General features: G+C 62.0%; 17 protein-coding genes and 1 pseudogene. 6 read left to right on the top strand and 12 right to left on the bottom strand.

What is annotated here, in order from left to right; translation table 11 throughout:
• Nucleotides 1-91: 91 nt before the first annotated feature.
• From HF680_RS13460 to HF680_RS13450, 3 genes are all read right to left on the bottom strand, one after another.
• Nucleotides 92-487: a hypothetical protein gene (locus tag HF680_RS13460; RefSeq protein WP_185225407.1), complete on the bottom strand. Its 396-nt coding sequence runs from the start codon at nucleotides 485-487 to the stop codon at nucleotides 92-94.
• An 87-nt stretch (nucleotides 488-574) separates the two neighbouring features.
• Entirely contained in the window at nucleotides 575-829 is a 255-nt protein-coding gene (locus tag HF680_RS13455; RefSeq protein ID WP_185225406.1) for a hypothetical protein, read from the bottom strand.
• Entirely contained in the window at nucleotides 829-2,214 is a 1,386-nt protein-coding gene (locus HF680_RS13450; RefSeq protein WP_185225405.1) for a hypothetical protein, read from the bottom strand. Before HF680_RS13450 ends, HF680_RS13455 begins: the two co-directional genes overlap by 1 nt.
• A gap of 531 nt (nucleotides 2,215-2,745) precedes the next feature.
• On the opposite strand from HF680_RS13450, the gene HF680_RS13445 reads away from it, so the two are divergent.
• Entirely contained in the window at nucleotides 2,746-3,039 is a 294-nt protein-coding gene (locus tag HF680_RS13445; protein ID WP_185225404.1) for a hypothetical protein, read from the top strand.
• A 199-nt stretch (nucleotides 3,040-3,238) separates the two neighbouring features.
• Nucleotides 3,239-3,820, top strand: coding sequence for a recombinase family protein (locus HF680_RS13440; protein WP_185225403.1), 582 nt, complete (start codon nucleotides 3,239-3,241; stop codon nucleotides 3,818-3,820).
• Here HF680_RS13440 and HF680_RS13435 read toward each other — a convergent pair.
• Nucleotides 3,817-4,128 carry a hypothetical protein gene (locus tag HF680_RS13435; RefSeq protein WP_185225402.1) on the bottom strand — a complete coding sequence of 104 codons (312 nt, stop codon included), beginning with the start codon at nucleotides 4,126-4,128 and terminating at the stop codon, nucleotides 3,817-3,819. The genes HF680_RS13440 and HF680_RS13435 overlap by 4 nt on opposite strands.
• Nucleotides 4,129-4,234: 106 nt before the next feature.
• Here HF680_RS13435 and HF680_RS13430 point away from each other — a divergent pair, with 106 nt between their 5' ends.
• Both HF680_RS13430 and HF680_RS13425 read left to right on the top strand, forming a co-directional pair.
• On the top strand, nucleotides 4,235-4,609 hold the full coding sequence (locus tag HF680_RS13430) for a LexA family protein (protein ID WP_185225401.1): 375 nt from the start codon (nucleotides 4,235-4,237) through the stop codon (nucleotides 4,607-4,609).
• The gene (locus HF680_RS13425; protein WP_185225400.1) at nucleotides 4,609-5,850 is read left to right on the top strand and encodes a Y-family DNA polymerase; all 1,242 of its coding nucleotides are present in this window, start codon (nucleotides 4,609-4,611) and stop codon (nucleotides 5,848-5,850) included. The genes HF680_RS13430 and HF680_RS13425 overlap by 1 nt, the downstream gene beginning before the upstream one ends.
• On the opposite strand, the gene HF680_RS13420 is transcribed toward HF680_RS13425, so the two are convergent.
• The 7 genes and pseudogenes from HF680_RS13420 to HF680_RS13390 form a co-directional block, all read right to left on the bottom strand.
• Complete coding sequence (locus tag HF680_RS13420) at nucleotides 5,847-6,530, bottom strand: SOS response-associated peptidase (protein ID WP_185225399.1); 684 nt, start codon at nucleotides 6,528-6,530, stop codon at nucleotides 5,847-5,849. The two genes, HF680_RS13425 and HF680_RS13420, sit on opposite strands and share 4 nt — an antisense overlap.
• Entirely contained in the window at nucleotides 6,475-7,245 is a 771-nt protein-coding gene (locus HF680_RS13415) for a 3'-5' exonuclease (RefSeq protein ID WP_185225398.1), read from the bottom strand. Before HF680_RS13415 ends, HF680_RS13420 begins: the two co-directional genes overlap by 56 nt.
• A gap of 83 nt (nucleotides 7,246-7,328) precedes the next feature.
• Nucleotides 7,329-9,032, bottom strand: coding sequence for a recombinase family protein (locus HF680_RS13410; RefSeq protein WP_185225397.1), 1,704 nt, complete (start codon nucleotides 9,030-9,032; stop codon nucleotides 7,329-7,331).
• A 40-nt stretch (nucleotides 9,033-9,072) separates the two neighbouring features.
• Nucleotides 9,073-9,414: pseudogene (locus HF680_RS13405) on the bottom strand (DUF72 domain-containing protein); the annotation flags it as partial.
• Nucleotides 9,411-9,731 (bottom strand): type II toxin-antitoxin system RelE/ParE family toxin, encoded by a 321-nt coding sequence (locus HF680_RS13400; protein ID WP_185225396.1) that lies wholly within the window; start codon nucleotides 9,729-9,731, stop codon nucleotides 9,411-9,413. The pseudogene HF680_RS13405 and the gene HF680_RS13400, both read right to left, overlap by 4 nt.
• Nucleotides 9,731-9,976 carry a type II toxin-antitoxin system ParD family antitoxin gene (locus HF680_RS13395; RefSeq protein ID WP_045809783.1) on the bottom strand — a complete coding sequence of 82 codons (246 nt, stop codon included), beginning with the start codon at nucleotides 9,974-9,976 and terminating at the stop codon, nucleotides 9,731-9,733. The genes HF680_RS13400 and HF680_RS13395 overlap by 1 nt, the downstream gene beginning before the upstream one ends.
• 54 nt (nucleotides 9,977-10,030) lie before the next feature.
• Complete coding sequence (locus tag HF680_RS13390) at nucleotides 10,031-11,602, bottom strand: ATP-binding protein (RefSeq protein ID WP_185225395.1); 1,572 nt, start codon at nucleotides 11,600-11,602, stop codon at nucleotides 10,031-10,033.
• A 112-nt stretch (nucleotides 11,603-11,714) separates the two neighbouring features.
• On the opposite strand from HF680_RS13390, the gene HF680_RS13385 reads away from it, so the two are divergent.
• Together HF680_RS13385 and HF680_RS13380 are read left to right on the top strand one after the other, a co-directional pair.
• A complete protein-coding gene (locus HF680_RS13385) occupies nucleotides 11,715-11,885 on the top strand; it encodes a hypothetical protein (RefSeq protein ID WP_185225394.1) in 171 nt (56 codons plus the stop codon).
• Between the two features lie 45 nt (nucleotides 11,886-11,930).
• On the top strand, nucleotides 11,931-12,452 hold the full coding sequence (locus tag HF680_RS13380; protein WP_185225393.1) for a hypothetical protein: 522 nt from the start codon (nucleotides 11,931-11,933) through the stop codon (nucleotides 12,450-12,452).
• On the opposite strand, the gene HF680_RS13375 is transcribed toward HF680_RS13380, so the two are convergent.
• Nucleotides 12,449-13,810, bottom strand: a complete 1,362-nt coding sequence (locus tag HF680_RS13375) for a glutamate--cysteine ligase (protein WP_185225392.1) — start codon at nucleotides 13,808-13,810, stop codon at nucleotides 12,449-12,451. The two genes, HF680_RS13380 and HF680_RS13375, sit on opposite strands and share 4 nt — an antisense overlap.
• Between the last annotated feature and the right edge of the window lie 12 nt (nucleotides 13,811-13,822).

Here is a 13,822-nt window from a genome sequence, read left to right as displayed (position 1 = left end):
CTGCTCTTCCGTGAATCTCGCTCGTTTCATTCCGTCCGTCCTTTCAAGGGCCGGACTCTAGCTCCGCGTGGAGGAAATTCTCAGGGGCACGTCAACCTGACTGAACGTCGATCAGGCGAAGGGTCATGTTCACATGGTCGAACGAGTAAAGCGGACCACCCACCGCTGAAACCGTGCCGGTAAAGAGATACCTCACACCGAGTTCCTCGCCGTAGGACGACAGAGCTTGCACTGATGCCGGTGAGGCATTCGACAGATCGGTGTCGATTCCGATGACTTCTCTCGCTCGGACCGCTTCTACGACCGCGATCCCTCTGGTGGCTAACTCTTGCGATATCAAATCAACTGCTTGAGAACCGAGCGGTCCTTCCAAGCTGACGATAGCGACGCGCGCCCCCGTGGCTTCTGGAACGATCATTGACGAAGTGGACGCGCAACCGGCCAACGTCGCCGCCGCGAGGATCGTCAAAATCTGTCTGCGTTTCATTGTCTTCTCCCACCCTGTGAAGGGAGCATAACCCAAGGGGAATAGCGACAGGCAACACCGGATGAGAGTCCGCTCTCGCGGTCAAGATCATCCCCCCGGAATTCCGAAGCCTCCTCCGATCAGACTTCCACCCGTCACATCGACGGTCAGACCCAGCCGCTTTCGCTGCTCCGCGTAGTGGAGGCGAGCAACTCTTGCTTCTTCCAACACGCCGGTCATCTGGTGGGCCATGTCCTCGATCTGATCCACCAACATCTCGATGCACTTCTCCTGCACGTCGATGCGCTTTTGGGCATCGTCCAGCGCTGCGGCCAACATCCCGTTGATCTCGTCCTGAGTCATCACGCTGCTGCCTTTCGTGCACGGTAATCAGCCGCACGTTGAGCGGCACTCTTCGGCGGCTTCAGCGGATCAGGCTTCGGGCCGGGTTTGGCCTTCGTGTAGGTCAGCCCGAGGTCGATGAACTCCAAGGACGTGCGGAAAGGAAAGCCCGCCGACTTGAAATAGTCGGCGAGGAAAGTCGCCTGTTCCTTGTCATAGACGGTCACCGTCACCGGGCGCACATCGTCGGGCATGCGGAGCGACGACCGGAAGACGATCTGGATCAGGTCTTCAAACTCACGATCTCGGCGCACAGCCTCGTGGTCGAGCAGCCCGCAGGTCATGGCGGCGAACACCTTGTTCTCCGCATCGCTGGCCTTGGCGCTGTAGAGGACCGAGCACTCGGTCAACAGCCTATATTTGTTGGACCCGGCGATCTTCGGGGAGACCTGCTCGCCCGGCAGCTTCAGGTCACCCCGCTTCTTGTTTGCTGCCCAATAGTGTTGCCCGGAGGTGACGTTCGTTCGAACCCAAGCGCACCATGCCTGAACGGCTCGTTGGCCAGCCTCGGTCGTCTCGAAAAATGTCGAACCCGCACGATGATCCTCCGCGACGTATCTGATCGTCAGATCACGACCCTGCCAGACAGTGTTCTGACCGAGGGAAATCGGCTTCCAGATCACGCCGGGATGAAGCGTCGTGCAGAGCCGATAGGTGATGAGGCTGGTAAAGCTGTTAGCGAGGATGACAGCCCGGTCGTAGACGGCCAATTCGGTGACATCCCAGATGCTGAAGTAAGTCAGCCTCTGGCGGTGCTGGAGTTCCTCCCAAGCTTCCAGATTGATCACGGCTCCCCCCCGCTGAACCCGGTTGTGAAGCGCTGCGACCGGGCGGGTGAGGTCGTCAGCAGCAAGAGCACGGCAGGAGGGCGCGTCGGCCTTCGGAAGGAGTTTGGAGTAGCCCTTGGCGAATGGCTCCAGATTGTAGGTTGCTTCCCAGAACGGAGTGGACGCACCAAGATCGAACGATCCCGATGTCCAGACCTTGGGGTCTTCGTCGATGATGATCGTCCAACCCCGACCCTCGACGGCCGAGTGATCCACCCTCTTGACCGCCTCGTGGGTCATGATCAGGACGACGTGCTCTTCGTCGCTGCAACGCTCAATCATCAGCGGGAAGTCGCGGGAAACGACGTTGCCAGCCTCGCTGGACAGCGAGCAAACCCTCACCGAAGCACCCGACTGGATGGCATTGTTGATGATAAGGCTCTGGCGGACGGCGAACTCTTCTGTGCGGTCCACCGCGTAGATGTAGCGTCCGGGCGTGCGGCCGATGCGTTCGACGGCCCATCTGGTCTTCCCAGCACCGCAAGCTGCGCTGCTGTAGTAAATAGTCTGCGTGTTCATTTTATCGTTGATTGTGGTCGCAGCCCCTATGCGTGCGACATAATCAGTATTTACCACGCAGATAATCGTGCTGACTATAAACTTCGTGACAGTTGATTCTTATTACAGTCGTCACGAGCGCATCCCGTCACGCCATTGGTCTAATAGTCTTTAGAGGATTGGCGTGACGCGCTGGGGCGTTGCCTGATCCTCGACTGCCGAGACATTGCGCCGCGCTACACGCGACGGCTCCACGCCTTCGATCACGGCCTCCCGGCGAGCCGCTCGGCCTATCGAGAGCCGTGTCGCTACGTCGTGAACTGGATGGGGTCGAGGAATCCGGCTCCTCCCCCATCAAAGCGAATGCATTGCAACAAAGAGATCGGCCTCTTCCGCCGATCTCGAAGTTGCTGGCGACGCCATCCGGCGTCGGCACCACATGCCTTCTTCAACCGGGCGCAATGTCGCTTGGCTTGGCCAGAGCAGTTCACATCTCGTCGGCTCGAAAGCCCAGCCCTTCTGACGGTCGCGAAGCGGCCGGAGGGTGCGCCCGTGACGATCCTGCAAGTCTCCCAGCTTGACCGCTCCAACGACCGGTGTTTTCCTTCCGCCATGGGAAGGCTACTGGATAAACTGATCCAAGGTTCCCCGGCCTGCGAGGTAAAGTCCGAGACGCACGGTTTCACTCTGGTCGGCAAGCCCGACCGTCTGGACGAGTTCAGCGATCTGGTGCGAGAGGCCGTAGACCACGCTGGCGAGGACTTCGTGGTGTTCCCGACAAGTGACGGCGGTTATCGCTACAGCCGGATGTTCGTCCTGCCGCTGGACGGTCGAGCCGATCCCTGAACGACCCGGCGGTCACCGCCACTGGCCGCAGACTTCGCTCAAAAAAACGCGATCTCAAAAGGTATACTTCTGGGAGATGTCGGTCAGAGGCTGTGGAAGTCTCTCGTTAATCATCCAATATGGGTGACAGACTCTCCGAATACCGTATCCTGAAATCTATCTCCGACAACGCGGGGCTTTCAGGGGTTTTCGGAAACGTATGCTGATCGGATATTCGAGGTGCTCGGCTCGCGGTCAAAACCACGAGTCCCAGATCGACGCGCTGGAGCGAGCCGGGTGCGAACGCATATTCATCGAGACAGCTTCCGGCACACGATCTGATCGGCCACAGCTAACCGAACTTCTCCAGTTCGCCAGAGCCGGGGACACCGTGGTGGTTTTGCGGCTTGACCGGCTTGCACGAGAAGTCCGTCAAATCCTCGATCTCGTTGATCAGTTTACCCGCCGCGACATCGGACTGAAGTCCTTGAGCGAGGCCATCGACAGCACGACGCCGAGCGGTCGGCTGGCAGTCCATACCTTGGCAGCGCTCGGACAGTATGAAGTCGAACAGAAACGTCTCGCCTGTGAAGCCGGGCGGAAGGCCGCGATTGCCCGTGGTCGTCTCGGTGGCCGTCCCAAGGCGATGGATGACACGAAGCTTAAGATCGCCAAGGCGCTGATGGCCGACGATCAGCTTTCGATGTCCGAGATTGCTCGGCAGGTGGGCGTGGCGCCCAGCACGCTTTATCGGACGTTGCCGGGCGGTCGGGGCATGCTGCTGGAATCGTCGCAGGTCTAGCCGCGTGTCTTCTTCGTGAGAGCGGCCAAGAATTGGTCAGCGGTGTCGTAAGTGGTCAGCGGTCCAAAATAGGCTTCAGGTCCACCATTGCGCTCGACCATCGCCGCGTAGTTTTCCGCCCATGTCGCGTCGGCTTCTGCCTCCCTCGCTTCTCGCCGTGCCCTGACCTTTTCTCGTATGGCTTCGAACTCTGCCCGATCCATAGTCCACTCCTTGCTTCTCAGACCCTTTAATCGACATCGGTTGATGACGAGTTTCCCCACCGGGAAGGTCGCTGGTGTTTCCTTCGAACCGATCTGAAGATGCATTCAGAGGATGTCGCCACACATGACCACCACATCATCCACGTTTTGCCCACAGTAGGGCGATCAATCTCACTTCCCAGCCGATTAAATGTTCTCCATACGTTCTCGTATGGGAGTAGCCGCTTACAAGGGCGATGACACGACGGGCTTCCAAAGCCCGGCGCAGGATCACATCGAAGGCGTGCCCGATCTCGCTGACCTTTTGCAGCTTCGGCGCCCGCAACGATACGCCGTAAGAGTGAAGGGCGAAGGGCTGCGAAGGCGCGGCATTCACGGAGGCGACATCCTCGTGGTGACAACCGACGCCCCGCCGATCACCGGCAAGGTCTGCGTGGCCTTCCTGCATGGCGACGTGGTGCTGGCGGTGCTGATGGAGAAGGACGGCCAATGGTGGCTGGAGCCTTCGAACCAAACGCCCCAGCCCTTGTCCGACGACACCGAGGTCTGGGCCATGATCGCCGCGCTGGTTCGGACGGATGTCTGATGTTCGGCCTAATCGACGGCAACAACTTCTACGTCTCCTGCGAGCGGGCCTTTGACCCGACGCTCATTGGCAAGCCGGTGATCGTGCTGTCGAACAACGACGGCTGCGCCATAGCCCGTTCAGCCGAGGCGAAGGCACTTGGGATCAAGATGGGCGAGGTCTGGCACCTGTCGAAGCGCAAGCCGGAGTATCGGGCAGTCATCGCGAAATCGTCGAACTACGCCCTCTACGGCGATATGAGCCGCCGGGTGTTCGAGGTTTTGTCCGACAGCTTCCAGCGCGTCGAACCATACTCGATAGATGAAATGTTTCTGGACCTGACGCAGTTCGCGGGGGTCGCCTACTGCCGCCGGGTTCGGGATCGGGTGCGTCAGATCACCAAGATTCCAACCTGCATCGGCATCGGGCCGACGAAGACGCTGGCGAAGCTGGCGAACAAGCACGCGAAGGGCGGGCCGACCGGCGTGTCCGATTTCAGCGACCTCGACGCCCGGCGTCAGGCGTTCGCACAAATGCCGATCAGCGAGATATGGGGCGTCGGCGGGGCCAGTCAGACCAAGCTCAACAATCAGGGCATCTTCACCGTCGAGCAGTTCGCGGCGTTGCCGAGCGCGTCCGTCAGGAAGCTCATGACCGTCACAGGCCAGCGAACCCATGCCGAACTGAATGGGGTGTCCTGCATGCCGCTGACCCTCGCTCCAGATCAGAAGCAAACCGTCGCCGTCACGCGGATGTTTGGACGGCTGGTCGAGACTTGGGAGGACATGCGCGAGGCACTGGCGGCTCACGCTTCACGCGCTGCGGAGAAGTGTCGAAAGCATGGACTGGAAGCCAATGCGATGCAGGTGTTCTTCCATACCCATCCGCACAACGGCGACCCTTGGTATCATGGTCAGCGGTCGTTCGAGATCGAGCCGACAGCCGACAGCTTCGCGATCATCCGACAAGCGGTCGCCGCCGGGCGGTGGATGTGGCGATCAGATACGCGCTACGCCAAGTGCGGCGTGATCCTGCTGGACCTCCAGCTTGCGAAGGACGCACCGCGCGATCTGCTACCGACTGTGGACCCAGTGCGATCCGAGAAACTGATGACGGCGCTGGACGCGGTGAACGCTCGGTTCGGTCGAGGGACACTCCGGCCGGGCGGGATTGGCAAAACATCATCGTGGTCCACGCGAGCGAACAACCGGTCGCCTCGCTACACGACGCGGATCAGCGATCTGATGGAAGTTCGAGCTTAATCCAGCCCAAACCGTTCGGGACGCACCGCCGCGAACAATTCGCGAGCGTCGGCGGACGGGTCCAGCCATAGGCCCCAATCGTCGCGCTCAAGGATCACCGGCGCGCGAGAGTGATACTCGCCGAGCCAACCGGACGACTCTGCCGTGATGATCGTGAAGCTCCCGAACTCGCCCGCGTCGGGTGTGATCACGCGATCCCAGATACCGGCGAACCAGAGGAGGTCACCGTCTGCGCGGGCGAAGCGATGCTTGGTCTTCGAACCCTTGTCGCCGGTCCATTCGAACCATGCCGAGGCGGGGACGATGCAACGTCGCTTGCCGAAGGCTTCGCGGAAGGTGGATGTGCCCGCACAGGTCTCTGATCGGGCGTTGAAGGTGGTCAGCTTGAAGCCGTCGCCTTTGCCCTTCTCGGTGTCCTTGAGCGGCTTGCCGTTGCGCCAGAAGGGCACGAGGCCCCATCGCATCTTCTCCACGATCCAACCGTCTTCGCCGAGCCTTGCGGTGGCCTGACTGGTCGTCGGCCGCACATCGTCATTGGGTTCGAAATTCAGAGGGGCTGTCGTCACCGGTGCATAGGTGGAAAGGGCCGCGTGGATTTCGGCCCAACTGAACTTGCCTGTGGTCTCAAAGCGTCCGCACACCGCCGTCGCCCTCCGCAGGTGGGGCAACGAGAAACGCAAGATGCGGACGTTCGCCGAGCCGGGCCGTGATGAAGGCGGTCAGGTCAGCCTCGCTTCCAACCATCTGTTCCTCCGTGATTGCGCCTCGGAAAAGTTCGTGGCGCAGCCACACCCGGTAGGTGTTCACAACATCGGTCTCCCCGTAGTTGGCGCACTCTTGGATGCGACCGGCTCGAACGTGCTCCCAGACCTTCGAGCCGTCGATTCCCTCCGGTTTCCCCGGAAGGCCCATCATCTTGCACAGGTCGTCCAACGATGCCTTCGCGTTCGATTGGAAGCTGGCGAGTTCGTCGCACAGATCGACGTGCGCCTGATCGTAGCGCTTGAAGTAGGGGCGAGCGGTCAGGCCGGGAGCGGCGATGCCGTTGACCATCGCCCGGTAGCGCAGGACCGGCATGTCGAACCCATTGCCGTTGAAGGTCACCAAAGTCGGTCGAAGGCTGTCCACGCGGGCGGCGAACGCGGAGATCAAATCGACTTCTGTTCGGTCACCGATGTGCGGTGCACCCAGCGACCTTACGCGCCAGACTCCCTCGACACGCTCTGCCACGAGGGCAGCGAGCACAGCGACCTTGTGGAGCGGAAGCTTGGGGAATTTCTCTCCAAGGATTTCTACCGCCTCATCGTCGGTGAGAACATCGCGTCCGTGAAGGCGCGCGAGCGTGTCGGTGCAGGGCACAGTTTCGAGATCGAAGACGATGGTGTGCTGGCTCAAATGACCTCCGAGTTGCGTTGCGTCATTCTCTCGCACATCGCCGGATTGTCACTGCAAAAGCACTCTATTCGCCGCAGCATTTCCTACTGTTCGAAACTGCCCACGTTCTCGGCGCACGCCGAAGCTCTTTGAAGTTCTCTTTTGAAGGCTTCGGCTTCTACGACGGTCATGGCTTCGCCATGGGTTAGCATCGTCTCTCCACGGTAGTTGGCCAGAGCCTTTGCAGTCGGTTTCAAATCCGCCGGGATATCGAACGGAAGGCTCATCGCGTTGTCGCCGACCCAGCGGGCCGTGGTGCTGCTTCCCAGCCATAGGCCGTTAGCGGTCGGGATAATCCAGTCGAATAGGTCATTCAGCAATGCGTTGGCCTTGGAACGGTGCTTGAAGGTTTCGGTCGCATCAGTTTCGTCCTGAACCTTGGTAAGCCATTCCGCCGCCTCGCGAAGAGTGGCTTCGGTGCCCCGCTTTTGACGCACGGTCGCCGAAGCCCGGAGTTCATCCGCCTCTCGCTCCAGCCCTTTCAACTCAATCTGCCGCTCGTGCGCCCGTTCAGCGAGAGCAAGTCCACCCTTCTCAATCGCGTCCACCAGATTCTTGATCGCCCGCTTGATGCCTTCGATCTCGGCCAGTTTCACTCGCAGAGCGTAGAGGTCGGCCTCTTGGACGTGCTCTTCGAGCCGTCCTTTTATCAAGAAGAACCGCAGCCGGTCTTCCACATCAGACGTCAAGTAGCGCGAAATGTTGTTGCACCGGTGCGCTCGGCTCTGCTGGTAGCATCGGTAGTGACGCACTTTCTGGCTGTTGTGACGAGAGCCGAGGATGAGGGTGCCAAAACACTCTTCGCAGCGTCCAACACCGATCAACAAGTTCGGAAAAAGCTTGCCGCGCTTGCCCTTACCGCCGCCTCTCTTATTTCGGCGAGCGATCCGGTCTTGAGCAAGATTAAAAACATCGTCGGATATGATTCGCGGATAGTAGTCCGCGATAGCGTCGCCTTCGGCCACCCGAAGCATCCGCTGGCCCGGCCGGTTTGTTGTTAGGGTCGGTTGATAGTAGCCGCAGACGGAGGGCGACCGAAGAATCGTCAAGACGCGATGTTGGTGCCAGCCATCCGTCCCGGTCACGAACGGCTCCACCTTCTCGCGGTTGAGGCGCGATGATATCGCCGTGATCCCGAGGCCGTCGATGCAGTCTTGGAAGATGCGGCAAACCACCTCGGCCTTCTTCCCGTCGAGGTCGAAGTCCTTCCTATCGGGGTTCCAGATAGTCCATGACGGACCTCTACGGCTTACCTTCACGCCTTGGCGGGCGAGTTGTTTTTTCTCGGCCCACTTCGCAGCCAGTTTCTCTCCGCGTTCCTTATTCTCGTTATGCGCCCTCGACATGACAATGACCGCGCGCATGATGTCCATGCCGTCCGAACCCTCATGATACTCGTGACCGTCCCGCAGTGTGACGACCCGGACGCCAGCGAGAACGATGGACGACAAAAGGTTCACAGCGACCATTTCGCTCTCACGAGACAAGCGGTCGAATGTCTCCACCAAGAGATAGGAGCCGGGCGCGATTTGGCCGGTCTTGATCCTATCGAGAAAGGACGAAAGTGCACCGCGAACACGATGTTCGCCCTTGAATGCACTGACGCCGAGGTCTCGCGTCGTTGTGTCGAGGATTACATCAGGACGCTTTGCTGCCCAGAGTTCGGCAGCTTCAAGCTGTCGCTTCAGCGAATGCGAAAGCCTCTGCGCCTTCGAAGAGTAGCGTAGGTAGCTGTAGGCTACGGTCATTGAGAGCGTGTAGCACGCCGTCGTTTTAGGTGAAGCACTTTATGAACTGCCAGTTGATCGGTCCCAGTTTGTCGCCCAGTTCAGTCAGGCCCTGGCTCAGGAACTTGTCGAAGCTTTCCGCGCCTTCGGACAGCACCTTGCGATTGGTGCAATAGCGGCTGGCCTTGACCGAAAAGACGAAGCCGTCCGGCGTCTCGTCGCGCCATTTGCGCCAACTGTCGGGCTTGAAGGTCGAATAATAGGTGCCGTTGATTTCGATCGAGGTCAGTTTCGACGCCGCATATTCCAGCTCGCGCTTCTGAACCAAACCCTCTGGATAAAAGACCCCGCGCCAAGGCTCGAACGTCCAGCCGCCGATGCCGACATGGATGGGGTGGGTCATGGTTCGCTCCGTTCGTCGCTCGATCCGACGCCAGTTGCGTCGGACTGCCAGTCTTCCAGCGCGTGCCGAATGCGTCGGACGAACACGTCCGCATCGTCGATTCGATAGAGGATGGCGTGGCTTTTGTAGAAGAACACATGGGCGTCCGCGCTCAACTCTGGTCGAGCCGCCCCAAGACGTGGAAAATCCGCAAGCAAGTCCAGTTTCGCGAACAGACCCTCGATATAGTCATCGGCCTGACAGCTCCCGAACAGCTCGAGGCCTTGCAGATAGACCTGCTGCAAGTCCGCCCGCGCCGCGCGGCTTAGGCGGAGCATCAGGAGGCGCGTCGCAACTGGGCGCGCAGTTCCTCGATCACTTCACGTGGCGACTGGTCGGAAACACCGGAGGCGTCGGCCTCTACGATCAGCCTTTGCCAATGCGCAATCTTCTCGGCCTTGACCTGCTCGCGGCGGATTAGGTCGCGCACCACGTCCGACGTGTTTGCGTAGCGCCCGGATTTCGCCTGTTCCTCGACCCAGGCCTTCATTGGATCGGGCAGTGAGATGTTCATCGTCGCCATGGTCAGCTTCCTATCAACGACAATGGCCGCTTGGCAAACTTTGTCAATGTCGGATCAGGGCGCGGTCGCCGCCTGGATGCCAGCCAGCAGGCTGGCGGCCGTGATGGGCTTGGGGACGTGCAGGTCGGCGCCGGCGTCGCGCGCCTGGTCGCGGTGCTCGCTCATGGCGTTGGCGCTTAGCATGATGATCGGCGTGCGGACCCAATCAGGGCGGGCGGCCTCGATCTGGCGAATGGCGCGGGTGGCGGTCAGGCCGTCCATGCCCGGCATCTGCATGTCCATCAGGATCAGGTCAAAGGTCTCGGACTGGAAGGCGGCCAGGGCCTGTTCGCCATCTGCGACGGTGACGACCTGCATGGCGTGCGCCGCCAGGATCAGCTGAACGACGCGCTGATTGACCGGGTGATCCTCAGCCAGCAGCACGCGCAGGGGCGCCAGGGGGCGGTCGGCCTCGGCCGCACGCGCGCGTCGTTGGGCATCGTGTTCGGTCAGGGAGGCGGCGCGCGTCAGGGGGATCTCGACGGTAAACCGGCTGCCGACGCCCGGCGTGGAGGCGGCTGAAATCCGCCCGCCCATCAGCTCGACCAGCGAACGACAGATCGACAGGCCCAGGCCCGTGCCGCCGAACCGGCGCGTGATGGTGCTGTCCGCCTGGCTGAACCGATCGAACAGACGGGCCGCGTGTTCTGAGGAGAAGCCGACGCCGGTATCCTCGACCCGCAGCGTCAGCTGGGTCAGGCCGTCGGAATCCTCGTCCACCGCAAGGGTGACGGCGACCGAGCCCTGGTGGGTGAACTTGATGGCGTTGGACAGCAGATTGTCGAGCACCTGACGGATGCGGGTGCTGTCGCCGACGAACACGCCGCGCGCATCGGCGTCGCGGCGGATGTCGAAGGTCAGTCCCTTGGCCTCGGCCTTCAGGCGCATGACATCCAGCGGGGCGGCGACGGCCTCGTCCAGATCAAAGGGTCGGCTTTCCAGGTCCAGATGCCCGGCCTCGATCTTGGACACGTCCAGAATGTCGGACACCAGCCGTTCCAACGTCACGCCGGATCGTCCGATCAGGGCCACCATCTCGGCCTGCCCGGGCGTCAGCTCTGTGCGCGACAAGGCGTCGACGATGCCGATCACGCCGTTCAGGGGCGTGCGGATTTCATGGCTCATATTGGCCAGGAAGTCGGACTTGGCGCGGTTGGCGGCCTCGGCGGCGGCGGTGGCCTCGCGCAGGGCGCGTTCGGCGGCGACCTTTTCGGTCACGTCGCGCGCGATGCCATAGATGCGGTCACCCTGACGATGGGCGCGCCATTCGACGGTGACGTAATGACCGGCCTTGTGGCGATAGCGGTTGATCTGGCCGATGACCGGATCGCCCGGCCGCCGGTTTTCGACCTCGACGATGCTCTGGCGGGTGGCGGCGTGGTCGTCGGGGTGAATCAGGCGCAGCAGGCCCTGGCCTTCGATCTCGTCGGGGCGATAGCCCAGCACCGTAAACCACGAAGCGCTGGCCTTGACCACGCGCCCGTCCAACTCGCGCACCACCAGCAGATCCAGCGATACATCGAAGAAGGTGTCCAGATCGACATCGGCTGTGGGGAAGGCCAGGGCCGCAACGGGCGAACAGGTCATTGCGCACTCTCTCGGACTGAGACCCATGTTACGGCGCATCCGTTAAGCTCGCCTTTGCGGCGGGTCGAAAAGAGCCGATGGCGTTGTGCGCGGTCTGGGTTAGGGTCGGCGCATGATCTTGCTCCTCGCCGCGATCGCCATGCTCCAATCCCCGCCATCCGGGGACGGGATCGAACCCCTGACCCTGGCTGAGGATCGGGCCTGCACAGCCGACGGGGCCCTGTGCGTCGGTCTGCACCCGCAGACGCGTGACGGCGAGCCGGTCTTCACTCCGGTTATCTGAGCGCCTGACGCCCTGCCGGCCGCGCCGAACGGAGCGTCGGGCGAGGTGGACAATTACAAACCCTGGAATGGCCTGATCCGGCTGGCGGACGGCGGGTTTCTGGCCGGGGTCGAGAGGGAGAGCCGCACCATGTATTCCGGCGGCGGGGGACAGGCGACGGAGTTGCGGCTCTATCGGCTGGATGCCGACGGCGAGGCCGGCGCCGCGCCGGTGCTGACCGTGCCGATGCAGGGTTCGCTGATGATCCGCGCCTGCTTCAGCGAGGAGGACATGACCCAGCCCGCCGGCGCCTGTCACGACGAATACAGTTTCGCTGCGACCCTGACCGCGAGCGACGCGGCGGATGCGATGCCGGTCCTGACCTATGAGACGACGGCGACGGCCTATCCGCGCGGCGCCTCGCGATCCGAAGATTCGCTGGAGAAGCCGCCGCTGAAGCCTGCCGACCTGATCGCCGCGCGCGATCCGAAATGCAGCGTCATTCGCCGGTTCACCTTTGACGTTAAGGCCGGCGAATACCGGCCGGACAGCCCGCTACCCGACCGCTCGGACTACACCGTCCCCTAGTAGGCGAAGTCGGCGTAGATGCGCTTCACGTCGCCCTGCCAGGCGCCGTGATACAGGTCCAGCAGGCGCTCGGCCGGGGTGACGCCGCTGTCGGCGATGTCTTCCAGTTCCGACAGATAGCCGCGCTCGTCCACCATCCCGCCCGAGAATTTGGCGCGATTCTTCAGCCCCTGTTTGGCGATGTTCACCAGGTCGACGGCGATGTCGCGCACCGACCGGCCCGCCACCTCGGCCTTCAGACCCAGGCGGGTCACATCGCGGCGCAGACGCTCGTGGTCGGCGATGTCCCAGTCCTTGACCAGATCCCAGGCGGCGGCCAGCGACGGCGCGTCGTACAGAACCCCGGCCCACAGGGCGGGCAGGGCGCAGATCCGGCTCCACGGTCCGCCGTCGGCGCCGCGCATTTCCAGATAGGCCTTCAGCCGCACCTCGGGGAAGAGGGTGGTCAGGTGGTCGTTCCAGTCCTTCAGGGTCGGATATTGGCCGGGCAGGGCGGGCAGTTTGCCGGCCTGGAAATCGCGGAACGACTGGCCCGAGGCGTCGATGTAACGGCCGTCGCGCTTGGCGAAATACATCGGCGTGTCCAGCGCATAGTCGGCGTAGCGCTCGAAGCCGAACCCGTCCTCGAACACGAAGCCCAGCATGCCCGTGCGGTCGGCGTCGGTGTCGGTCCAGACGTTGGCGCGGGCCGACAGGAAGCCGTTGGGGCGGCCCTCGGTGAAGGGCGAACAGGCGAACAGGGCGGTGGCGATGGGTTGCAGCGCCAGGGAGGTGCGGAACTTCATCACCATGTCGGCTTCTGAATCGAAGTCGAGGTTGGCCTGGATGGTGCAGGTGCGCAGCATCATGTCCAGGCCCAGGGTGCCGACCTTGGGCATATAGGCGCGCATGATGTCGTAGCGGCCCTTGGGCATGACCGGCACCTGTTCGCGCGTCCACAGCGGGTCGAAACCGGCGCCCAGGAAGCCGACGCCGATCTGGTCGGCGACCTGCTTGACCTCCATCAGATGCTGGCCGGTCTCGTTGCAGATGTCATGGATGGTCAGAAGCGGCGCACCGGACAGCTCGAACTGACCGCCCGGCTCCAGGCTGACGGAGGCGACAAAGCCTTCGCTGTTTCTGCGCTCCAGTCCGATCAGAAAGCCGTTTTCCTCGACGGGCGACCAGCCGAAGCGTTGTAGCCCCTCCAGCATGGCCTTGATGCCGTTCGGGCCCTCATAGGCGGGGCGCGCCAGGGTGGTCTTGTCGAAGCCGAACTTCTCGTGCTCGGCGCCGATGCGCCACTGGTCCTTGGGCTTGATCCCCTTGGACATGGCCTCGATCAGAGCGTCTCTGGAAAGCGGCGCGTTCTCGGCCATCTGTAACCCCTG

It is taken from the genome of Brevundimonas huaxiensis (genome assembly GCF_014218725.1).
Lineage (GTDB): Bacteria > Pseudomonadota > Alphaproteobacteria > Caulobacterales > Caulobacteraceae > Brevundimonas > Brevundimonas huaxiensis.
This window is presented reverse-complemented; position numbering and strand designations above follow the sequence as displayed.

What these genes read in the sequence shown, in the direction of transcription:
- HF680_RS13375 (WP_185225392.1), bottom strand. Translation starts at nt 13,810, where the DNA reads ATGGCCGAGAACGCGCCGCTTTCCAGAGACGCTCTGATCGAGGCCATG.
- HF680_RS13435 (WP_185225402.1), bottom strand. Translation starts at nt 4,128, where the DNA reads ATGCATCTTCAGATCGGTTCGAAGGAAACACCAGCGACCTTCCCGGTG.
- HF680_RS13390 (WP_185225395.1), bottom strand. Translation starts at nt 11,602, where the DNA reads ATGACCTGTTCGCCCGTTGCGGCCCTGGCCTTCCCCACAGCCGATGTC.
- HF680_RS13440 (WP_185225403.1), top strand. Translation starts at nt 3,239, where the DNA reads ATGCTGATCGGATATTCGAGGTGCTCGGCTCGCGGTCAAAACCACGAG.
- HF680_RS13455 (WP_185225406.1), bottom strand. Translation starts at nt 829, where the DNA reads ATGACTCAGGACGAGATCAACGGGATGTTGGCCGCAGCGCTGGACGAT.
- HF680_RS13385 (WP_185225394.1), top strand. Translation starts at nt 11,715, where the DNA reads ATGATCTTGCTCCTCGCCGCGATCGCCATGCTCCAATCCCCGCCATCC.
- HF680_RS13400 (WP_185225396.1), bottom strand. Translation starts at nt 9,731, where the DNA reads ATGCTCCGCCTAAGCCGCGCGGCGCGGGCGGACTTGCAGCAGGTCTAT.
- HF680_RS13395 (WP_045809783.1), bottom strand. Translation starts at nt 9,976, where the DNA reads ATGGCGACGATGAACATCTCACTGCCCGATCCAATGAAGGCCTGGGTC.
- HF680_RS13425 (WP_185225400.1), top strand. Translation starts at nt 4,609, where the DNA reads ATGTTCGGCCTAATCGACGGCAACAACTTCTACGTCTCCTGCGAGCGG.
- HF680_RS13430 (WP_185225401.1), top strand. Translation starts at nt 4,235, where the DNA reads ATGGGAGTAGCCGCTTACAAGGGCGATGACACGACGGGCTTCCAAAGC.
- HF680_RS13460 (WP_185225407.1), bottom strand. Translation starts at nt 487, where the DNA reads ATGAAACGCAGACAGATTTTGACGATCCTCGCGGCGGCGACGTTGGCC.
- HF680_RS13450 (WP_185225405.1), bottom strand. Translation starts at nt 2,214, where the DNA reads ATGAACACGCAGACTATTTACTACAGCAGCGCAGCTTGCGGTGCTGGG.
- HF680_RS13410 (WP_185225397.1), bottom strand. Translation starts at nt 9,032, where the DNA reads ATGACCGTAGCCTACAGCTACCTACGCTACTCTTCGAAGGCGCAGAGG.